Here is a 19,410-nt window from a genome sequence, read left to right as displayed (position 1 = left end):
GTAATGTACTTTTTATTCTTATTAAGACGCAGGTTTTGTTTCAAATGTTGCTTGATTAAAACTAATAACCTTTCCTTTCGGGTCATTATTTTCATACTGAACTGCAGTAATCGTATGACTACCTGTCTCAAGCGTCTTTTCTTTTAATTGTACTGTTGTCTGTGTTGTACTAGTTACTTGATGTTTATCTGTATACACTTGATCTACAAATATAAATGTTTCTTTATCATTTTGAAAATTAGAAAGCTCTAATTCAACATGTTGAATTAAAGTATCCTTTTTGATGAATACAGCTGGTACATTGCCATTTTCAGAAGTTCCATCTGGTGTAATAACTTTTACTTTTCCTTCACCAACTGGCACTGCTCCTTCAGGAAATAAAACTATATTCTCATTACTAGCGTTTACAACTTTTTCTTCTTGCTTTGATTGCGTATCCTCTTTTTCCTGTGGAGCACCGCAACCGGCTAATAACAATACAGACAATCCAGTGATTATGAATTTTTTCAAAATTCATCCCCCCTGTCATTTCATTATAATTTATTATACAAAAATAACTTTTAAATTTTAAGACTACTTTTAACACTTTCATGAACAAATAGAATCTTGCTCACGATTAATGTATCATACTTTCCTTAATAGAACATTAATTTTTTTTATGAAATAAATAGTAATTCCCTCTTATCTATCATTTTACCCCAACAGATGAATTACATACCTGTCCAAAATAAAAAGACATTGTTCATTCAATGTCTTTTTATTTTAAGCTTTAAAAAACAAATGTTGTAATCTCATCTACTTCTTTTCTTGGAAGTTTCTTCGGCTTATCTTTCGGAAAACCGAGTGAAATAACCATATTTATTTGTTTTTCAGGCTCAATTTGTAAATATTGTCGTAGTTCATCTTGAGCTAACAATACCGGCCCTGTCATTGGGCAAGTGCCAAGTCCCTTCGCATGTGCAGCCAACATTAAGTTTTGTGCCGCTAAACAGCTACTCTTAATTCCTTCTTCTTCCCAAACTGAATCTGGAACAAAAGCAATTGGATCAAATATTTTTTCACGAAACTTTGATTCGTATGGTGTTGCCAAACATACGATTAATACTGGCGCCTCTGAGAATGCTGTTGCATATGGTCCGAAAGAACGTGTAAGTAATTTCCCTGCTTTCTCTTCTCCGTTTTCTGCCGCTTTTGCCGCAAGTTTATGTAATGCATCCCATGTCATTTGCTCAATTTCTTTGATTTTCTCTCGGTTCATAATGACCAAGAACTCCCAAGTTTGTGAGTTTGTATCACTCGGTGCATAACGCGCACAATCAATAATTTCTTTTATATCACTCGTAGATACTTCTTGTTCTGTGAACTTCCTAACACTTCGTCTACCGTGAATTACTTTTTTAAAATCTTCATATTTCATACATTAAATCCCCTTTTTACAGCGTTTTCAAATCTTGTCCTATGCTTGAATTATATCATGAAAAAAAGCTGGCGGAATACCAGCTTTTTTCTTCAATATTAGTTCGTAACTTTAAACAAACTAATACTTTCTTCATATGCAACTTGGAGTTTCTTTGTAATTGGTCCTCTTTCGCCAGTTCCAAATTGCTCATCACCTATTTGAACGACAGGGAATATTTCAAGTGGTGTCGCTGTAAAGAAGCACTCATCTGCCTCATATACTTCTTGTAGTGAAAATTCTCGTTCTTCTACTTCAATATGTAACTCTTTCGCTAATGTAATAACGTAATAACGTGTAATGCCATGTAAAATGAAATTATCAGCCGGATGTGTAATCAATTTATCATTTTTCACCATAAAGAAATTTGAATGACACCCTTCAGTTACAATTCCATCTCGTAATAATATCGCTTCTTGATAACCTTGTTCGTTTATTTTATTTTTAATCATAATATTAGGTAGCAAGTTTAAAGATTTTATATGGCAAAACTTCCAGCGTATATCCTCTTCTACAGTAACTTTTATTCCTCGTTCCATAGCAGCAATTGGTCGTGGAAACGAAACAATATTTGCAAAATACGTTGGTTCCATATTTGATTCATACACATGATTACGTGCTTGAGCACCTCTTGATATTTGCAAATAAACATTTCCATCTTCTTGAAATTGATTTTTTTCAATCATTTGATGTAACTCTGCTACTAACTCCTCCTTAGTAAACGGTGGAATTAGTTTTATTTCTTCCATAGAATTAAAGAATCGTTCTAAATGTAAATCTAATAAATGTGGCTTCCCATCATATAGTCTGAATACCTCGTATATACCATCACCAAACTGAAAGCCTCTCTCCTCTAATGGAATCATCGGCTGTTCTTCCTTCGTATTTACAATTCTTCCGTTAAACAAAATCCAATCTTTATGAGTAGCTTTCATTTAATTCCACTCCTTTATTCCATGATTGGTTTAATTGTACAACTTATCCTCAATCAAAAGAAGGAATTTTCTGTATTTTCGCAAATAAAAAAGTACATCACCCATTAAAGTGATGTACTCGATCATTCATTTACTTTAGAAAATATTTTTCAACATCATCTAGCATAAGGTTTGCAGCTACAATACCACCTGCTGTATTCCAAATCACTTCATCTACTTGGAATACTTTATTATCTTTAGAAGCCTGTAACTGTTTAAAGAGCGGATCTTCTGTCCATTCTTTCGCTAACGTGTTTCCTTCATTATTCTTATCCGCATCTTTATCAGATGTAAAATAGAATAAATAGTCCCCGTCCATATTTGGAATTTGTTCTTTTGTAATTCCTTTTATCGCAAATTCATCTTTATCTTGTAGTGGTGGTCGTTTAAATCCAATATCATTTAATACAACACCTGAGAATGAATTTTTTTGATAAATACGAACATCACCTGGGACGAAGCGAATAATTGAAACTTTAGAGTTAATTTTATCACCTAATTGTTCTTTTATTCCTGCAATACGCTTTTTATAATCATTAAGAGCATTTTGCCCTTCTTTTTCTTTATTTACAGCTTTTGTATAAAGCGTAAAGTTTTCTTTCCAATCACCGCGCAATGTTTCAGTATATACAGTTGGCGCGATTTCTTTTAACTGCTCATATATTTTTTCGTGACGCATTTTATTTCCGATAATTAAATCAGGCTGAAGCTTCATTACTGCCTCTAAATTAATATCACGCTCAGTTCCTACTACTTTCGTATCTTTTAACTCTTTCGCTAAATGAGGATACCATTCATCACCAGCTCTTGGCTTTGTAGTTCCAACTGGCGTTACTCCAACAGTTAAAAGTGCCTCAGCACCCTCATTTGTTAAAACAACAACTCTTTTTGGCGTACCATTTACTGTCGTTTCGCCCATCGCATGTTTTATCGTATATGAATCTTTTGCTTTAGCTGATGTATCTTTATCTTTCTTCTCTTCTTCTTTACCGCACCCTGCGATTATGACCATTAGTAACATAACGCAAAGTAAAAGAATATTTTTAGTACGTGTCATAAATCCTCCTAGTTGAAAATGATTTTCAATTACATTCACAAGAATAATGTATCTATCATACATTGTCAATAGATATATCAGAAAACTTTTTCAATATATATAATTTAGATCTTATTTTTATTCAAACTACTACTTATTTGCTACTCACATTTTTTAACCGTAACATATGAAAAATAAACGGACATATGAAAGTAATTGTAATTCCAGTCAATACATAACGTAAATAATACATATCAGGTATTACTTTTTTTAATATGAGCTGTATCATGAACATGAAACTAAGACCTAATACTGTTTTTACTATTTGTATTTTAAAATTATTATTTTCATTCATTTTAATAAAGCAATTATCTAACATGATACCAATCGTAGAACCTGTCAAAACTCCAAGTAATTTTAAATTATCTATTTGGTCTGTCATAAAATACATTATAAGTGAAACGGCCAATACAATTTGTTGTAACAATATCAATCTCTTATCACTTAACCCCACTGTTACTTTCGTATATAAATAAACAACGATGACACTAATTAAAATGGCACCCATTATATCACTGATCCAATGTACACGTAAATATAAACGAGAAGTAGCAACCAATATAATAAAAACAATACCAACAATCCAAATGATTCTCTTTTTACATAAAATCATGAATGAGCCCCAAAACGTTGCAGCTAACTGGACGTGTGTACTTGGAAAAGAATAACCTGCGGCTGATTTTTCATATAAAGCTTGAACTCCATCGTATGTATACGGCCGCGGGATTTTCATACATTCTTTTATCACTATCCCTACATACCCAGAGAAACTAAGCATAACAATCATATGAAATGCTTTTCTTTTAGAAATGCACCAATATAAAATCGAAATAATAACTAAATACAGTGTTTCATTTGCAATACTAGATACAAATTTTAAAAATGTTGTGAGTACACTTCCCTCCAAAGTTGTCACCCATTCAAGAAATAAAAGATCAATATTAAACATACAAAAACGATACCTCCTAAAAAATTCCCTTCTGCTATTTGTCATCACTTAAGATAAACTAGTTGATTAGCATTTCAAATGTATACACCTACTCACGTTATAGATTAAGAATATATAGTACCACATACCAATAACAGATAATATGTTAATTCCTCTAATCATTTTTATAAATTTTGATGAAATTTTGAGCTTTATATACGAAACCATTACAATTACAAATAAAAAAACCGCCTTATGTAAGGCGGTTTCTATCATTTTGCATTAACCAATTTAAAATAAATATATACGATTGATAGTGGATATAACGTATGCAAAATAAAAGAAATAAAAGGGCTATTCCAGTGCTACTATACAGCAAACCAAACTTTAAAAAAATATTTAAAAGCGGCGGAAAGTTCGTTATGTTTTGTAATGTAATAAGCATACTAAACAAAAGGAAAAACACTGGAGCATATTGTAATTCATACGGTTTTCTCTTCTTATTCATTCTTTTCCGAATAAACATATGGATTAGCTCTGCTACTAAAAAACACCCTCCAATTAATACAAGACCAGAAGTCATCGTCATACATCCACCTGCCTTATATTTATCCCGCATAACTACTCATCGTTATATTTTCTTCACATATATTCCGTCTTCCACATTAAATCCAAAGCTCTCTATGAAAGATTTCGCTTGTTCTGTTAATTCCGTTTGTAATACCTTTATCTCTTTCACATTTCTTTCTTTCATCATCGTTTCAAATGTGAAATACGTATTTGTCCCGTAACCGTAACTTTGATAATCAAAGTGAATAATTAACTGAGATAAAATCGCACTCTCCTCTTGTACACTATAGTCTATTACACCGATATATGTATCATCAACTTTCACACAATACTGTACTTGATTCTCAGTTAAACTATGTGAGCGAAACATTTCTTTAACAACGTTTTCATTTTCTACAGTTACTTTTTCAAACGTAATCATATGTTGTCCATCCTTTTACTATTATTGTATCAATAATACGTCCTATTTATGAAAAAAACCTTAAGACCATATGCGATCTTAAGGTTTTTCTAATTAAACTAAGCTATACGCACGTTTCGTTTCTTCGTGGAACTGATTCGTATCGTATTTATGCTCAACATAAATTTGATGCCATACCATAAACGCAAGTACAGTCCAAATTTTACGGCTATAATCGCCTTTATCTGCACAATGTGCTTCCAGTAAGTTTAATACATACTGTTTGTCGATTAAATGCTCTGTTTTACTCTCGTTTATAATATTGATAGCCCAATCATGCATTTCGTCTTTTAACCAGTGACGAATTGGTACTGGGAATCCAAGTTTTTTACGATCTAATACGTGATCTGGAACGATTCCGCGTGCTGCTTCACGTAAAATAGCTTTCGTAGTTCCGTTAGCAATCTTAAATTCAGTTGGAATTTTAGATGCAACATCGAATACTTCTTTATCTAAGAACGGTACACGAAGTTCTAATGAGTTTGCCATTGTCATTTTATCAGCTTTTAATAAAATGTCACCGCGTAACCATGTGAACATGTCAATGTACTGCATTTTGCTTACATCATCATAATCTTTAATTTCGTTATACAATGGTTTCGTGATATCCATATAGTTAACACTTTCATTGTAATACTTCATTAATTCAACTTTCTCTTCTTCACGGAAGATTTTCGCGTTTCCATAGTAACGCTCTTCAATTGGCGTACATCCACGCTCTAGGAAGCTCTTTCCTTTAAAGCCTTCTTTAAGAGCACCACTTAATGCTTTTAGAACGCTCTTACCTGGGCTAGGAATATAAGAGAACATTTTTAGTGAGTTTGGCTCACGATAAATGTTATAACCACCAAATAGCTCGTCTGCACCTTCACCTGAAAGAACAACTGTTACATGCTTACGTGCTTCTTTTGCAACGAAGTACAATGGCACAGCTGCTGGATCTGCTAAAGGATCATCCATATGCCAAATGATTTTTGGGAACTCATCCATAAACTCTTTCGCAGAAATGAATACGTTATGGTTTTTAACGCCTAATTTCTCAGCAGTTTCTTTGGCAACATCAACTTCACTGAAACCACGTTGTTCAAAACCAATAGAGAATGTTAAAAGATTTGGATTCATTTCTCTTGCGATAGAAGCGATAATAGATGAATCGATACCACCAGATAAGAATGAACCTACTGGTACATCACTGCGCATATGCACTTTTACTGAATCATATAACACATCACGAATTGCTTGGATATGCTCCTCTTTCGTTGCGCTTGAAGCATTGAAATAAGGTTTCCAGTAGCGATGGATTTCCATCTCTTTACCGACTTCTTTTACGAAATAATGACCAGGCTCGATTTTATTAACATCAATTGTTAATGTTTCTGGCTCTGGACCATATTGGTACGTAAAGTAATGTTGTAGTGACGTTGGATTAACGCCTTTATCTTCCATCACATGCATAATACTTTTCTTCTCAGATGCGAAGAATGTAGTATCACCTTGTTGTGCGATGTATAAAGGTTTAATACCAAAGTGGTCACGTGCACCGAAAAGTTTCTTCTCTTCACGATCCCAAATCATAAATGCAAACATACCACGAAGATAGTCTACACATTTTTCTTTCATATGTGCATACAATGCAATGATAACTTCTGTATCAGATTGCGTTGCAAACGTTGCACCTTTTTCAAGTAACATTTCACGTAATTCTACATAGTTGTAAATTTCACCATTAAAAATAATTACATATCGATCATTTTCATAAGTTAGCGGCTGATGTCCTGCCTCTAAGTCAATGATGCTTAAACGGCGGAAGCCAAATTGTACATGTTCATCACGAAAATATCCTTCGTCATCTGGACCGCGGTGGAAAATCATCGTGTTCATATTTTCAAATTGATGTTTTTCTGTTTCTGAAAACTCTCTAGGGTTTTCACATAAACATCCTACAAAACCACACATACTTCTTACCCTCTTTCAGTTTTCATTCTGTCTCTATACTACTATATCAACCCTATTTATACTAGCATAATCAACTGAATATGGCGACCAAAAACTATAAAAAAATCACTCCATTTCACATTTTTAACATTTTTTTATGAAAACATGAAAACTAGGCAATCACCTTTCTCCGCTTTTGTCATATGATATTGCAAATTGATTTCTAGGAGGGAATACCATGAGTGAAGAAAAAAAAGACTCTTCTCGCCCACCGGTTCGCAATTATTTAAAGCAAATTGATGATTTCTTCGAGCAAACACCTCTTCGCAATGTAATCGCTGATTTAAATCATTTTTTCCAAAAAGGAAACCGTTTATTAACATTCCCTGTTGATTTATATGAAGTTGGTGAAGAACTCGTTGTTACAGCTGAACTACCAGGTATACAAAAAGAACAAATTCAAATTGAAATACAAAGTGAATACTTAAAAGTCTCTGTAAAAGAAGAAATACTTGAAGAGGCTGAAGAAGAAACATCTCATAACTATTATCGCCGAGAACGTTCCATTTCAGAAGCAACAAGATTGATTAAATTACCGTACTCAATTAATAAAAAAGCAGCGAAAGCTTCGTATCAAAACGGCGTGTTAGAAATTCGGGCACCAAAACTTCCACAACAGCATGACATTTTATCCATAGACTAATGTAAAAAAAAGAAGGGTGCTTTAATTTGCACCCTTCTTTTTAATCCGCTAATCGCTTCATATCACGTATAATGTCTTCATACGGCGTATTACTAATACCACTATACTTTTTCATTACTTTTCCGTTTTGATCAATTAAATAGAATGATGTACCGTGTATAACTTGACCATTTTCCGGTTTATCTACAAGTGATTGGAAATTATCTTTTGAAAACTTTGTAATATCTTCTAACGAATAACCCGTTAATAAATTCCAGTTACTAGTATCCTCTGTAAACTTTTGAATGAAAGCCTTCAGGTTCTCCGGCTTATCAAGGTCTGGATCTACACTAAACGAAACAAACTGAACGTCTAATTTCTCTTCTTTTGCCATCTTTTGCAGCTTTGCCATATTAGCAGTCATTGGTGGACAAACTGTTTGGCAATTTGTGAACATAAAGTCAGCAACCCAAACTTTTCCTTTTAAATCTTTTGTACCAAATGGCTTTCCATCTTGATTTGTAAATTGGAAAGTTTCTAAATCCCAATTCAATGGTTTACGAAGCTTTGAACCTGATCCACTACATCCAGCAAGTACAAAGAGACAAAATACAACCATAAGACCAATTATTTTTTGATAACGCTTCATTTATAAACCTCTTTTCTCTATCCTAAATTTAAATAGGTTATGTTTATCATAACAAAAGTTAACACTACGAGAAAATTGTTTACTACATTTGTTCACGAAATCGTACGAATTTACGTATGTAACTTCTTTATTTCAAGCGAATTACTAGACAAAATATATTTTTTTACTATTATTTCTCTAAATAGAAGTTGCAAAACTAATTTTATTGTTACTTTTGTAAACCAATCCCCCTATTTTTTAACAATTCCTTAAACATTCATCCATGTTATACACTGTATTCCTTAACAACATTTCGGTACAATACAATTACAACGATTTTAAATGAGGTGATGTTCATGACAAAACGTTATGAAAACATGGATAATGTGAGCACAAAAAAATCAATTCGTTCCTTTATACGTTGGCGAAAAGAACGAAAACAAAATAAAAAGGATTTTTCTTTTTTAGTAGAACAATCACCTGTCAAACAAAGTAAATTCCTACAAAACAACTTTGAAAAGACGACTGTAACTTGGATTGGTCATTCCACATTCCTTATCCAAACGAATGGGCTTAATATATTAACAGATCCAGTGTGGGCTACTAAATTAAAATTAGTTCCAAGGCTTACTGAACCTGGTCTTTCTATACAAGAACTACCTAAAATTGATATTGTCCTCATTTCGCACGGTCATTATGACCATTTAGACTTTTCAACGATTCGCCAGCTAAATGATGATGTTTTATACCTTGTACCTATTGGATTGAAAAAACTATTTACTCGCAAAAAATTTACTCATGTAGAAGAGTATAATTGGTGGGAAAATACAATCATTAATGATGTTTCCTTTCACTTCGTACCCGCTCAGCACTGGACGAGAAGATCATTATTTGATATGAATACATCTCACTGGGGTGGTTGGATTATTAATAATGAACCAACGAAAGAAACCATTTATTTTTGTGGTGACAGTGGCTATTTCCAAGGCTTCAAAGAAATTGGCAGACGCTTTTCAATTGATATTGCCCTTATGCCAATTGGAGCTTATGAACCAGAGTGGTTTATGAAAGTATCTCATGTTTCACCTGAAGAGGCAGTGCAAGGTTATTTAGATTTAAACGCTACACACTTTATACCGATGCATTACGGAGCTTTTGCCCTCGCCGATGAAACACCCCGCGAGGCAGTAACAAGGCTTCGAAATAATTGGAATTTACGTATGTTACCGTGGGAACAACTGCATGTACTCTTTTTAGGCCAAACTTTCACTTATAATAGCGTAACAAACGATAGGCAAGTGAATGAAAAAGTTGAAACGTTACACGTATAACGTAACTACTTATTTTCTATATCCAACATATACTATAGAAAATCATAAAATGAAACTGTAATCAGTGGGTGTTTTCTATGAATGAATATTTACAGAATCGCTATATCATTAGCGGGAGTGCCTGTATAGCCCTTCTTATTTCTTACTTTCTATTCACATAAAATGATGTGGGCTACATCCCTATTGATTATTAGCCCTTTACGGGCTTTCTGAATCCCACCTAACATCTTAGCTTTCACTAAATTTTAAGGTAGAGGGTTTTACTGCCCGCAAAAATAGGCATAAAAAAGCTACTTGAAAATATATTTCAAGTAGCTTTTTTATTACTCTGCTAAATACATAAATCCGATTGCACCCGGACCTGTATGAGTACTAATAATAGGCGTTGTAAAGAAAATTTCTGATTGAGCAAATCCACTCACTTTTTCAACAGCCGCTTTTACATTTTCAGCTAAAGGAATTGCTTTCGCATGTGGAATCGCAACAGCTTTTACAACTTTTCCAGCTGTATCTTCCTCAAATAACTTAGCTAATGTTTTTACAATTTGACCTTGGCTACGTACTTTCGTTACAGGGTTATAGACACCATCTTCAAGACTAGCAATTGGCTTTATATTAAGTAGCGAACCGATAAACGCTTTTCCTTTACCGATGCGCCCACCCTTCACTAAGTTTTCTAATGTATCTACTACTACATATAAACGAGTATTCTTTCTTACTTCATCTACACGTTTTAAAATTTCTTCTAGTGAGCGTCCTTCATTTGCCATTTTCGCAGCTTCAACTACTTGATATGCTAAAGCATGTGTAATAAATTGCGAATCAACAACTGTCACTTTTGTGTCGGTCATTGATGCAGCACTATTTGCAGTTGCTACAGTACCACTCATTCCACTTGTCATATGAATGGAAAGTACTTCACTTCCATCTTTCCCTAACTTGTCATACATTTCTACAAATGTACCCATTGCTGGTTGTGATGTTTTTGGTAGTTCCTCTGATTTAATCATTTCTTCAATAAATTCATCCGGTTGTAGATCAACGCGATCTAAATATGTTTGTCCATTTACAGAAATTGATAATGGTAGAACATGAATGTCATACTTCTCAATTACCTCTTGTGATAAATCTGCCGTTGAATCTGTTACAATTTTAATTTTTTGCATATTATATTCTTCCCTTTCCAATACGCTCTCCTTGTTATTATACTAGCATTCCCTGTGCTTTCAACAATTTGGAACGAAATTTAATCAAATTAATTATATTTGTATACCTAAAATGAAAAAGACAGAGCTCCTAACCCTGTCCACACTCTATATCATGCATTTTTTTCAAGAGTATTTGTTTTATATACATTTAAATAATCATTCCACTTCAAACAATTTTGTAAATATTCACGGAAAGAATACGAAAATCTTGGGTGTTTTTGTTTTTGAATTTTTGCAATAAATAATTGAAGACGAGACTGAATTAGAAACGATAATGGATGCTGTGCCTGTAGGACAGGGATTTCAAATATTTTAATACAATCCCCTGTTGAATGAGTGAAATAAAAACTTTTCGTAATCACAATATCAATCCTCTTTTTCATTGGATTTTTGAACTTCTTCTACTTTACGCTGTAACACGTTGTTTAAAGTGGCGACTCCTATGAATACAAAAGTATCCTTAGACAATCTCTGTAGTCCTTATGGTTAGAAGATTTATACTCTATTCATCTCCACCTAATCCATCCCCCATCCTAAATTTCTGATAAGACGAGGACTCGTTATCCGTATATTGCTTAATATATTCAGTATAAACTTATAAAAGCGCAAAGTTTGTCTAAATTTTGGAGATTCTATAATTTTTTTCTTCTCTATATTGTATACGTTTATAGCTAGAGTATAACAAATAAATAAAAAAAGTGCCTTTATAACGAGGCACTTTTCGACTGCATTTCTTCTTCTCTTTTCTTTTTTCGCTTACTAACAATCTTTGATAAAGCAATACTAATTTCATAAATACAAATAAGCGGTACCGCAACTAAACTATGAGATAAAAAATCTGGCGGTGATATACACGATGCAATGATAATCAATGCTACGTAAGCATACCTTCTTATTTTAATTAGAAGTTCCGCCGTCAATAGTCCAATACTCGTTAAAAACATGACTACTACAGGCAATTCAAAAATCACAGCAAATGGAACTGTTAAATTAAGAACAAAATGAAAATACTTTTCTGTCGTAAACATCGTATTAAACATTTCATTACCTATCGTAGTTAAAAAATGAAATAAAAACGGCATTACAACGAAATATCCAAAGCATAAACCTGCAATAAATAATATAGACAATACCGGTATATACATTACTGTCATCTTTTGTTCATTTGGATGTAAACCCGGTTTTACAAATAACCAAATTTGTATAGCAGCAAAAGGAATTGTACAAACGATAGCAAATACTGTAGCAATCGAGAAAAAAATCCACAATACATCACTTGGACCGAGAACAGTTAATTTCATTGGTAAATCTTTTACAAGCCAAAAATAAATATCCTTCGTAAAAGTAAACCCAACAATTAAAAATAGTACAAAGGATAACACTGTATATATTACTCGTTTGCGAAGCTCAACTATATGTTCTACTACACTCATTTCCCGATCTTCCATCTCGTTCACCACACTTTATTTATCCATTTCGAAGAAAATTCATTACATTTTTTCTTTCTTTTCCTTCTCTTGAAATGCATCATCAGTCAATTCTTTCGTTGATTTTTTGAATTCTTTTAACGTTTCCCCTAAAGCCTTTCCGATTTCCGGCAATTTTTTCGGCCCAAATAAAATAAGTACAGCTACTAAAATTAAAATTAATCCTGGAAAGCCAATATTTGAAAACATTTCTCCATCCCCTTTATTAGTAGATTCCTTGTCCTACTATTGCATAATTTTATTTTGTCAAAAAAGTTTGAAAACGTCAACAAAACCATTGCCTTTTGTCAAAAAAATTCAAAAATATAATCAATTATACAAATTTCATTTTCTATTGCTCTTGTGTATGATATGGTAAGGGAAACGACATATTATTTTATCCCGCTTTAACGGGCAGTAAGAACCACCACCTCAAAATTCAGTGCAAGCAAAGAATTTACGTGGGGGCTCAACTGCCCGTAAAAGCCCGATTGGTTCAACTAATAATCAGTGGGGGATAACCCCCCCACTGATTAAAGTTTCACTTTATGATAGTAGAAAGGATTTGCATTATGACTGAAAAAATGACACGAATGACGCAATTTGTGAAAGAAGAAATTGCAAATGCAATCACACATGGTATCGGTGCCATTTTAAGCATCCCTGCCTTGATCATATTGATTATTCATGCCTCTAAGCATGGTACCGCATCTGCTGTTGTTGCATTTACGGTTTATGGTGTAAGCATGTTTTTACTGTACTTGTTTTCGACATTGTTACATAGCATTCACCATCCAAAAGTAGAAAAATTATTTACTATACTAGATCACTCAGCCATTTATTTATTAATCGCTGGCACATATACCCCTTTTTTACTGATTACGCTTCGCGGACCATTAGGTTGGACGTTACTCGCTATAATATGGACACTAGCAATCGGGGGTATCATCTTCAAAATTTTCTTTGTACGTCGCTTTATTAAAGCATCAACATTATGTTATATCATTATGGGATGGCTCATAATCGTTGCTATTAAACCACTTTATGAAAATCTAACTGGGCACGGTTTTTCACTACTGTTAGCGGGCGGAATTTTATATTCTGTAGGGGCTATATTCTTCCTTTGGGAAAAGTTACCTTTCAACCATGCCATTTGGCATCTTTTCGTTTTAGGTGGTAGTGCGATGATGTTTTTCTGCGTACTCTTTTACGTCTTACCAACAGCATAATAAAAAAGGTTTCAGCTTATATAAGCTGAAACCTTTTTTATTATTTATGTAATTGTGATGCGATAACATCTTGTGTATGCTTCGTTAACTCTTTAATATCCATATTCGCATACTCTTCAGGTGTAATCGGCTTAGAAATTGTTACTGTTGCATGAGCTCGTTTCATACGGTTTCCATTCGCTTCAAACATCTTATATGTCCCATCTAATGTTACAGGTAAGATTGCTACACCAGATTTTACTGCAAGGTGAAAACTCCCAGCCTTAAACTCTCCAATTTCGCCACCTTTACTTCTCGTCCCTTCTGGGAAGATCACGATAGAATGTCCATTCTTTAACAGCTCAATTCCATCTTTAATCGCTTGAAGAGATTGACGGCGATCATTACGATTCATAAATACACAATTCATAAGTTCCATCCATGTTGGTACAACTGGGAACTTTTTAATCTCTGCTTTTGAAACGAATCCAATTGGTTTATTTAAGTAACCTAGTAAAACAGGGATATCCATATTACTCTGGTGATTACTTACAACTAGTACCGGCTTGTCTTTCGGAACATTTTCAAGTCCCTTTACTTCTACCGTTCCTCCAGCTACACGTACCATTTTCTTACCGAACCAATTTGTCGTTTTATACACAACATTATCTTTCTCTTGTGGTGACATCGTATTTACTTGTCTTTTCAGACGCCACATTCTCGGTGTAATCGCAATTACAATTAAAATTAAATAAAAGATTTTAAAAAACGTTTGAATCATACAGAACCCCCACCTATTATCATTCCGACCTTCATTATACTAGACAAACGAAGGAAAAAGAAGAAAAAATGTCCAAACAACAAGTGCTTGGACATTTTTAAGTATTCTATATTAGAAACGTTTTGCTAATTCACGAGCATTAGCAATTGCTGCTTCTTTAATTTCTTGTGCTTTTTCAGGATTTGCATTCATACCTTCAACTGCAATATATTCAGTTTCATTTACACCGATGAATCCTAATACTGTTTTTAAGTGATTGCGACCGAAGTCTACAGATGCGTATGCTCCTTCAGAATAAACGCCACCTGTTGCTTGAATGTGAAGTGCTTTTTTGCCTTCTAATAAGCCAACTGGTCCATTTTCAGTATATTTGAATGTTTTACCTGCGATTGCTACGTTATCTAAGTATGCTTTTACTACTGGTGGATAGCTAAAGTTCCACATTGGAGTTACGAATACATAACGATCTGCATGCATAAATGTTTCTAAGTTTGTGTTCATTGCTGCAACTTTTTGTTGTTGAACTTCAGTTAAAGTTTCAAAGCCTTCACCTGCTGCAAATTTACCCCAAGCAGCAAATACATCTGCATCGATTGCTGGTACTGTAGTGTTGAATAAATCAATTGTTACCACTTCATCTTGTGGATGTTCGTTTTTGTAAGTTTCGATGAAAGCTTCCCCTACTGCCATTCCGAAAGAACCTTCTGCTGAATTTGGATTTGCTGTAATAAATAGTACTTTTGTCATTGTATTCTCTCCCTTTTATTCATTTTATCTTTAATTTGAGATTTATAATTTGAAAGTAAATAACTTACCTTATGTAAGTATAATACAAAAAGTTATGTGTGATGTCAATAAAAAATAGCTACTTTTTTTTCGTAAGTTAATGATTTATTTTATTTCTTTAAAATTAGGTATAAAGATATTAAGAATTATTTCATACAAAAAGGCTATCTCTATAAATTATAGAGATAGCCTTTTATTACATATTATTTTTGAAAAACATGTTTCACTTTTTCAGCAGGAATGTTACTACCGCCTCTACCTTTTACATCTTCAATCATCATCGTAATGACCATATCTGGTGAATTTAAATCAAATGCAGCGAACCAGCCTAGTTCTTTTCCTTCGGCCTCTTTTGATACTTTTAATTCCGCTGTACCTGTTTTTCCAGCAAGAGTCATTCCATCAATTTTAGCAATTTTTCCAGTACCATCTGGATCATTAATTACTTTCGTCATAGCAGTTTTTAATATATCCTGATTGCCTTTTGAAATTACATTCTCTTTCCAAACTTTTGGTTGCTTATCTGTTTTAATAATATATGGAGAAGGTATGTTTCCATCATTAACAATTGGTGCGTACGTTAATGCTAGATGGAGTGGCGTCATTAATACTTGCCCTTGTCCATAACCTGTGTCTGCCATTTGAATATCATTTTTAATTCCATCATTTGCGATTTTAGAAGCGGGGAATCCATATTCAATTGGTAGTTTCTCATCGAATCCGAACTTTTTCGCTTCACTCATAAATTTATCTTTTCCGATTTTCAAAGCTTCTTGTGCAAAATAAATATTATCCGAGTATTTCATTGCCTTATCAAAATCAATCGGATTTGCATCTTTTACACGTGTTACATAATAATTACCCCAAGAAGAATCTTTTGTCCATTTTAATCCTTCAATTTTCAACTCTTCTTTTGGATCAATTGTTTTCGTTTCAAGACCGATTGCAGCTGTAATCGGCTTAAATACAGATCCTGGCACTGATAATTGTGTAAATCGATTCGTCATCGGTTTTTTTGGATCATTATTTACCGCATCACGTTGCGCTTTTGACGCCCCTCTTGTAAGGGTATTTGGGTTATAAGCCGGTGTGCTCACAAGTGCAAGTGTTTCTCCAGTCTTTGGATTAATGGCTGCACTTGACCCTACTTCATTTTTCATTTCATTATAAATTTCGCTTTGAACTGCACTGTCAATCGTTAAAGTTACATTTTCTCCATCAACAGCATCTGTTTTTGCTAAATTTTTCATTTCTTTTCCTTGTGCATCTTCTACGAAGACACGACCACCTTTTTTACCGCGTAGCTTTTCTTCCAGTACTTGCTCTAAACCAGCTTTACCTACTGGATCATCAGCTTGATAGCCTTTCTTTTGTAGCGTTTTCAAATCTTCAGCATTCACTTTTCCAATATAGCCAGTAAGATGTGCTGCTTCTTCTCCTAATGGATATGAGCGAACATTTACTGGCTTTGTTGCAACACCCGGTAAATCTATGTACGTATTTTGAGTTGCTCCTTCAGGCAATATTCCCATTGGTACAAGGTAATTTGGTTTTACCCATTTAGCTGCTAGTTTTTGATCAATTTCTTCAACAGACATATTTAGTAACTTCGCTACCGTTTCTTTCGTTTGCGGAGCAGCATCACCTAACTGTTCAGGAATCATTCCGATTTCAGAGGCTTTACCATTTACTGCAAGATATTTACCATTACGGTCATATATTTCTCCACGTTTCGGCTGCGTCGTTTGCATACGCACTTTACTATCTTTCGTCATACCTGGGAATATAAAATCAGGAGTCCAATCTACTTTCCAAGATTCTTTATCTCCATCTTTTTCTTTCACCATTTTTGCTTCATGACCAAAAGTGATTTTACCGCCAACTGTATCCATACTTACTTTAAAAGGAACAGGGCCTTCATCTTTTTTATCTTCTTTTACTTCCCCTGTTTCTACTTTTAAATCTTTCACTTCAATGCCAGAATAAATTTTTTCATATTTCTCAGTGAATTCTTTCTTTGAAATATCTTTTTTTGCCTTTTCTGATAATTGATCATACATTTCTGCAAATTTTTGTTTATTCCATGCTTTTGCATATGTATCAAATGCTTCTTGTGGTTTTTCTTCTTTACCACATCCAACTAACATGAATGTTAAGCAAAGAAAAAGAATCCCCCATATCTTTCTCAATCGATTCTCCTCCTCTTTCTATATGAATACTCTTGAAAATTTTAGCATTTTTCATGCTACCTTTTATTATAGCACTATCGAATACCATCTATAAACTTATATTGATGAATACAAATAAAAAGATTGATGCGAATTTTCACATCAACCTTTATTATTATTGTTGCTTCTCATATACATGGTAATAGTACGTATACGGATTTTTTTCATCTGTTAAACCTTTTTCTACAAAAACTTCTTTCCAATTTGTCATATCGATTTCTGGGAAGAATGTATCTCCTTCAAATGCATGATGGATTTTTGTTATATATAACTTGTCTACGTAAGGTAAAAAGAGATCATAAATTTGCGCTCCGCCAAAAATAAAAATTTCCTCTTCATTTTTGCATAGCTCAAACACTTCTTCTACAGAATGTGCTACTTCACAGCCTTCAACTTGATACCCTTCATTACGAGTTACAATGATATTACGTCTTCCAGGCAGTGGTCTACCAATCGCTTCATAGTTTTTTCTTCCCATAATAAGCGAATGACCCATCGTTGTTTTTTTTACATACTGTAATTCACTCGGTAAACGCCAAGGTAAATTATTATCTTTACCAATTACTCTATTCTCGTCCATTGCAACCATAAATGAAACAATCATCTTTTCATCTCCTCTACAATTATACTGCAACCGGTGCTTTAATTGCTGGGTGTGGATCATATCCTTCAATCGTTAAATCTTCCATTTCAAAATCAAATACAGATTTCACATCTGGATTTAATGTAAGTTTCGGGAATGGACGTGGTTCACGTGCCAATTGCTTTTCTACTTGCTCAAAATGATTCGTATAAATGTGAGCATCTCCAATTGTATGAACAAATTCTCCTACTTCAAGTCCGCATTCATTTGCAATTAAATGTGTTAGTAGCGAGTAGCTTGCAATGTTAAATGGAATTCCAAGGAATATGTCACCACTTCTTTGATATAGCTGACAAGAAAGTTTACCGTCTGCTACATAAAATTGGAATAACGTATGACATGGTGGTAATGCCATACTTGGTACATCTTCAGGGTTCCAAGCAGAAACAATTAGGCGACGTGAGTCTGGTGTTTTTTTAATCATTTCAATTACATCTTTTAATTGATCAAGCGTCTCACCAGCTGTCGTTTTCCAAGCACGCCACTGTTTACCGTATACATCTCCTAAATAACCAAATTTATTTGAGAAGTCATCATCTTCTAAAACGTTCTTTTTAAACAATTCCATTTGCTCATCGTACTGTACTTTAAAGTCCTCATCTTGTTGTGAGCGAAGACCGAAATCGGTCATATCAGGACCAGTATACTCATCGCTTTCTACCCAGCTCTTAAATGCCCATTCATTCCAAATGTTATTATTATGCTGCAATAAATAGCGAATATTTGTATCACCTTTCATAAACCAAAGCAGTTCACTCGCTACAAGGCGAAATGGCACTCTCTTTGTCGTTAATAAAGGAAAACCTTTACTTAGATCAAAACGCATTTGATATCCAAATACAGATACAGTGCCTGTCCCTGTACGATCTTCTTTCTTCGTACCATGCTCCATTACATGGCGGCATAAATTTAAGTATTCATTTTCAGCATGTTTCATATGTAGAAAAACCTTCTTTCAAATCTCTAGTCTATATGGATTTTATCATAAATTTAATGCTAACAGATTGAACAAACTAAATTTATAAAAAAA

21 protein-coding genes are annotated in these 19,410 nt (G+C 33.8%); 3 read left to right on the top strand and 18 right to left on the bottom strand.

The window, feature by feature from the left end; translation table 11 throughout:
- Positions 1-21: 21 nt before the first annotated feature.
- From FS742_RS03565 to asnB, 8 genes are all read right to left on the bottom strand, one after another.
- Complete coding sequence (locus tag FS742_RS03565) at positions 22-510, bottom strand: putative periplasmic lipoprotein (RefSeq protein WP_144611229.1); 489 nt, start codon at positions 508-510, stop codon at positions 22-24.
- 259 nt (positions 511-769) lie between these two features.
- Positions 770-1,417 (bottom strand): nitroreductase family protein, encoded by a 648-nt coding sequence (locus FS742_RS03560; RefSeq protein ID WP_144611228.1) that lies wholly within the window; start codon positions 1,415-1,417, stop codon positions 770-772.
- Between the two features lie 98 nt (positions 1,418-1,515).
- The gene (gene dat, locus FS742_RS03555) at positions 1,516-2,391 is read right to left on the bottom strand and encodes a D-amino-acid transaminase (RefSeq protein WP_144611227.1); all 876 of its coding nucleotides are present in this window, start codon (positions 2,389-2,391) and stop codon (positions 1,516-1,518) included.
- Positions 2,392-2,521: 130 nt separating this feature from the next.
- The gene (locus FS742_RS03550; protein WP_144611226.1) at positions 2,522-3,487 is read right to left on the bottom strand and encodes an ABC transporter substrate-binding protein; all 966 of its coding nucleotides are present in this window, start codon (positions 3,485-3,487) and stop codon (positions 2,522-2,524) included.
- A 133-nt stretch (positions 3,488-3,620) separates the two neighbouring features.
- Positions 3,621-4,475, bottom strand: coding sequence for a phosphatase PAP2 family protein (locus FS742_RS03545; protein ID WP_144611225.1), 855 nt, complete (start codon positions 4,473-4,475; stop codon positions 3,621-3,623).
- A 232-nt stretch (positions 4,476-4,707) separates the two neighbouring features.
- Positions 4,708-5,037 carry a hypothetical protein gene (locus FS742_RS03540; protein ID WP_144612053.1) on the bottom strand — a complete coding sequence of 110 codons (330 nt, stop codon included), beginning with the start codon at positions 5,035-5,037 and terminating at the stop codon, positions 4,708-4,710.
- A gap of 48 nt (positions 5,038-5,085) precedes the next feature.
- Positions 5,086-5,445, bottom strand: coding sequence for a GNAT family N-acetyltransferase (locus FS742_RS03535; protein WP_144611224.1), 360 nt, complete (start codon positions 5,443-5,445; stop codon positions 5,086-5,088).
- 93 nt (positions 5,446-5,538) lie between these two features.
- Positions 5,539-7,440 (bottom strand): asparagine synthase (glutamine-hydrolyzing), encoded by a 1,902-nt coding sequence (asnB, locus tag FS742_RS03530; RefSeq protein WP_144611223.1) that lies wholly within the window; start codon positions 7,438-7,440, stop codon positions 5,539-5,541.
- A 217-nt stretch (positions 7,441-7,657) separates the two neighbouring features.
- On the opposite strand from asnB, the gene FS742_RS03525 reads away from it, so the two are divergent.
- Complete coding sequence (locus tag FS742_RS03525; protein WP_144611222.1) at positions 7,658-8,122, top strand: Hsp20/alpha crystallin family protein; 465 nt, start codon at positions 7,658-7,660, stop codon at positions 8,120-8,122.
- Positions 8,123-8,162: 40 nt separating this feature from the next.
- Here the strand turns inward: FS742_RS03525 and FS742_RS03520 are convergent, their stop codons facing one another.
- Entirely contained in the window at positions 8,163-8,750 is a 588-nt protein-coding gene (locus FS742_RS03520; RefSeq protein ID WP_048528837.1) for an SCO family protein, read from the bottom strand.
- 335 nt (positions 8,751-9,085) lie between these two features.
- Here FS742_RS03520 and FS742_RS03515 point away from each other — a divergent pair, with 335 nt between their 5' ends.
- Positions 9,086-10,060, top strand: a complete 975-nt coding sequence (locus tag FS742_RS03515) for an MBL fold metallo-hydrolase (RefSeq protein WP_144611221.1) — start codon at positions 9,086-9,088, stop codon at positions 10,058-10,060.
- 323 nt (positions 10,061-10,383) lie between these two features.
- Here the strand turns inward: FS742_RS03515 and FS742_RS03510 are convergent, their stop codons facing one another.
- The 4 genes from FS742_RS03510 to FS742_RS03495 all read right to left on the bottom strand — a co-directional run bounded on the left by FS742_RS03510 (position 10,384) and on the right by FS742_RS03495 (position 12,944).
- Positions 10,384-11,226: a DegV family protein gene (locus tag FS742_RS03510; protein ID WP_144611220.1), complete on the bottom strand. Its 843-nt coding sequence runs from the start codon at positions 11,224-11,226 to the stop codon at positions 10,384-10,386.
- Positions 11,227-11,378: 152 nt separating this feature from the next.
- Positions 11,379-11,630: a DUF2535 family protein gene (locus FS742_RS03505; RefSeq protein ID WP_000629012.1), complete on the bottom strand. Its 252-nt coding sequence runs from the start codon at positions 11,628-11,630 to the stop codon at positions 11,379-11,381.
- Between the two features lie 342 nt (positions 11,631-11,972).
- Entirely contained in the window at positions 11,973-12,716 is a 744-nt protein-coding gene (gene tatC, locus FS742_RS03500; RefSeq protein ID WP_144611219.1) for a twin-arginine translocase subunit TatC, read from the bottom strand.
- Positions 12,717-12,758: 42 nt separating this feature from the next.
- A complete protein-coding gene (locus FS742_RS03495; protein WP_000492443.1) occupies positions 12,759-12,944 on the bottom strand; it encodes a twin-arginine translocase TatA/TatE family subunit in 186 nt (61 codons plus the stop codon).
- A gap of 362 nt (positions 12,945-13,306) precedes the next feature.
- On the opposite strand from FS742_RS03495, the gene trhA reads away from it, so the two are divergent.
- Positions 13,307-13,963, top strand: a complete 657-nt coding sequence (trhA, locus tag FS742_RS03490; protein ID WP_000136894.1) for a PAQR family membrane homeostasis protein TrhA — start codon at positions 13,307-13,309, stop codon at positions 13,961-13,963.
- Between the two features lie 40 nt (positions 13,964-14,003).
- Here trhA and FS742_RS03485 read toward each other — a convergent pair whose 3' ends face one another.
- From FS742_RS03485 to FS742_RS03465, 5 genes are all read right to left on the bottom strand, one after another.
- Positions 14,004-14,723: a lysophospholipid acyltransferase family protein gene (locus FS742_RS03485; RefSeq protein WP_098259051.1), complete on the bottom strand. Its 720-nt coding sequence runs from the start codon at positions 14,721-14,723 to the stop codon at positions 14,004-14,006.
- 111 nt (positions 14,724-14,834) lie between these two features.
- Positions 14,835-15,470: an FMN-dependent NADH-azoreductase gene (locus FS742_RS03480; protein ID WP_144611218.1), complete on the bottom strand. Its 636-nt coding sequence runs from the start codon at positions 15,468-15,470 to the stop codon at positions 14,835-14,837.
- A gap of 242 nt (positions 15,471-15,712) precedes the next feature.
- Positions 15,713-17,698, bottom strand: coding sequence for a penicillin-binding protein 3 (gene pbpC / locus FS742_RS03475; RefSeq protein WP_087956317.1), 1,986 nt, complete (start codon positions 17,696-17,698; stop codon positions 15,713-15,715).
- 154 nt (positions 17,699-17,852) lie between these two features.
- On the bottom strand, positions 17,853-18,341 hold the full coding sequence (locus tag FS742_RS03470) for a dihydrofolate reductase (protein WP_144611217.1): 489 nt from the start codon (positions 18,339-18,341) through the stop codon (positions 17,853-17,855).
- 19 nt (positions 18,342-18,360) lie between these two features.
- Entirely contained in the window at positions 18,361-19,317 is a 957-nt protein-coding gene (locus tag FS742_RS03465; RefSeq protein ID WP_144611216.1) for a thymidylate synthase, read from the bottom strand.
- Positions 19,318-19,410: the final 93 nt, after the last annotated feature.

The sequence above is a fragment of the Bacillus cereus genome, from assembly GCF_007678085.1.
Lineage (GTDB): Bacteria > Bacillota > Bacilli > Bacillales > Bacillaceae_G > Bacillus_A > Bacillus_A cereus_BE.
This window is presented reverse-complemented; position numbering and strand designations above follow the sequence as displayed.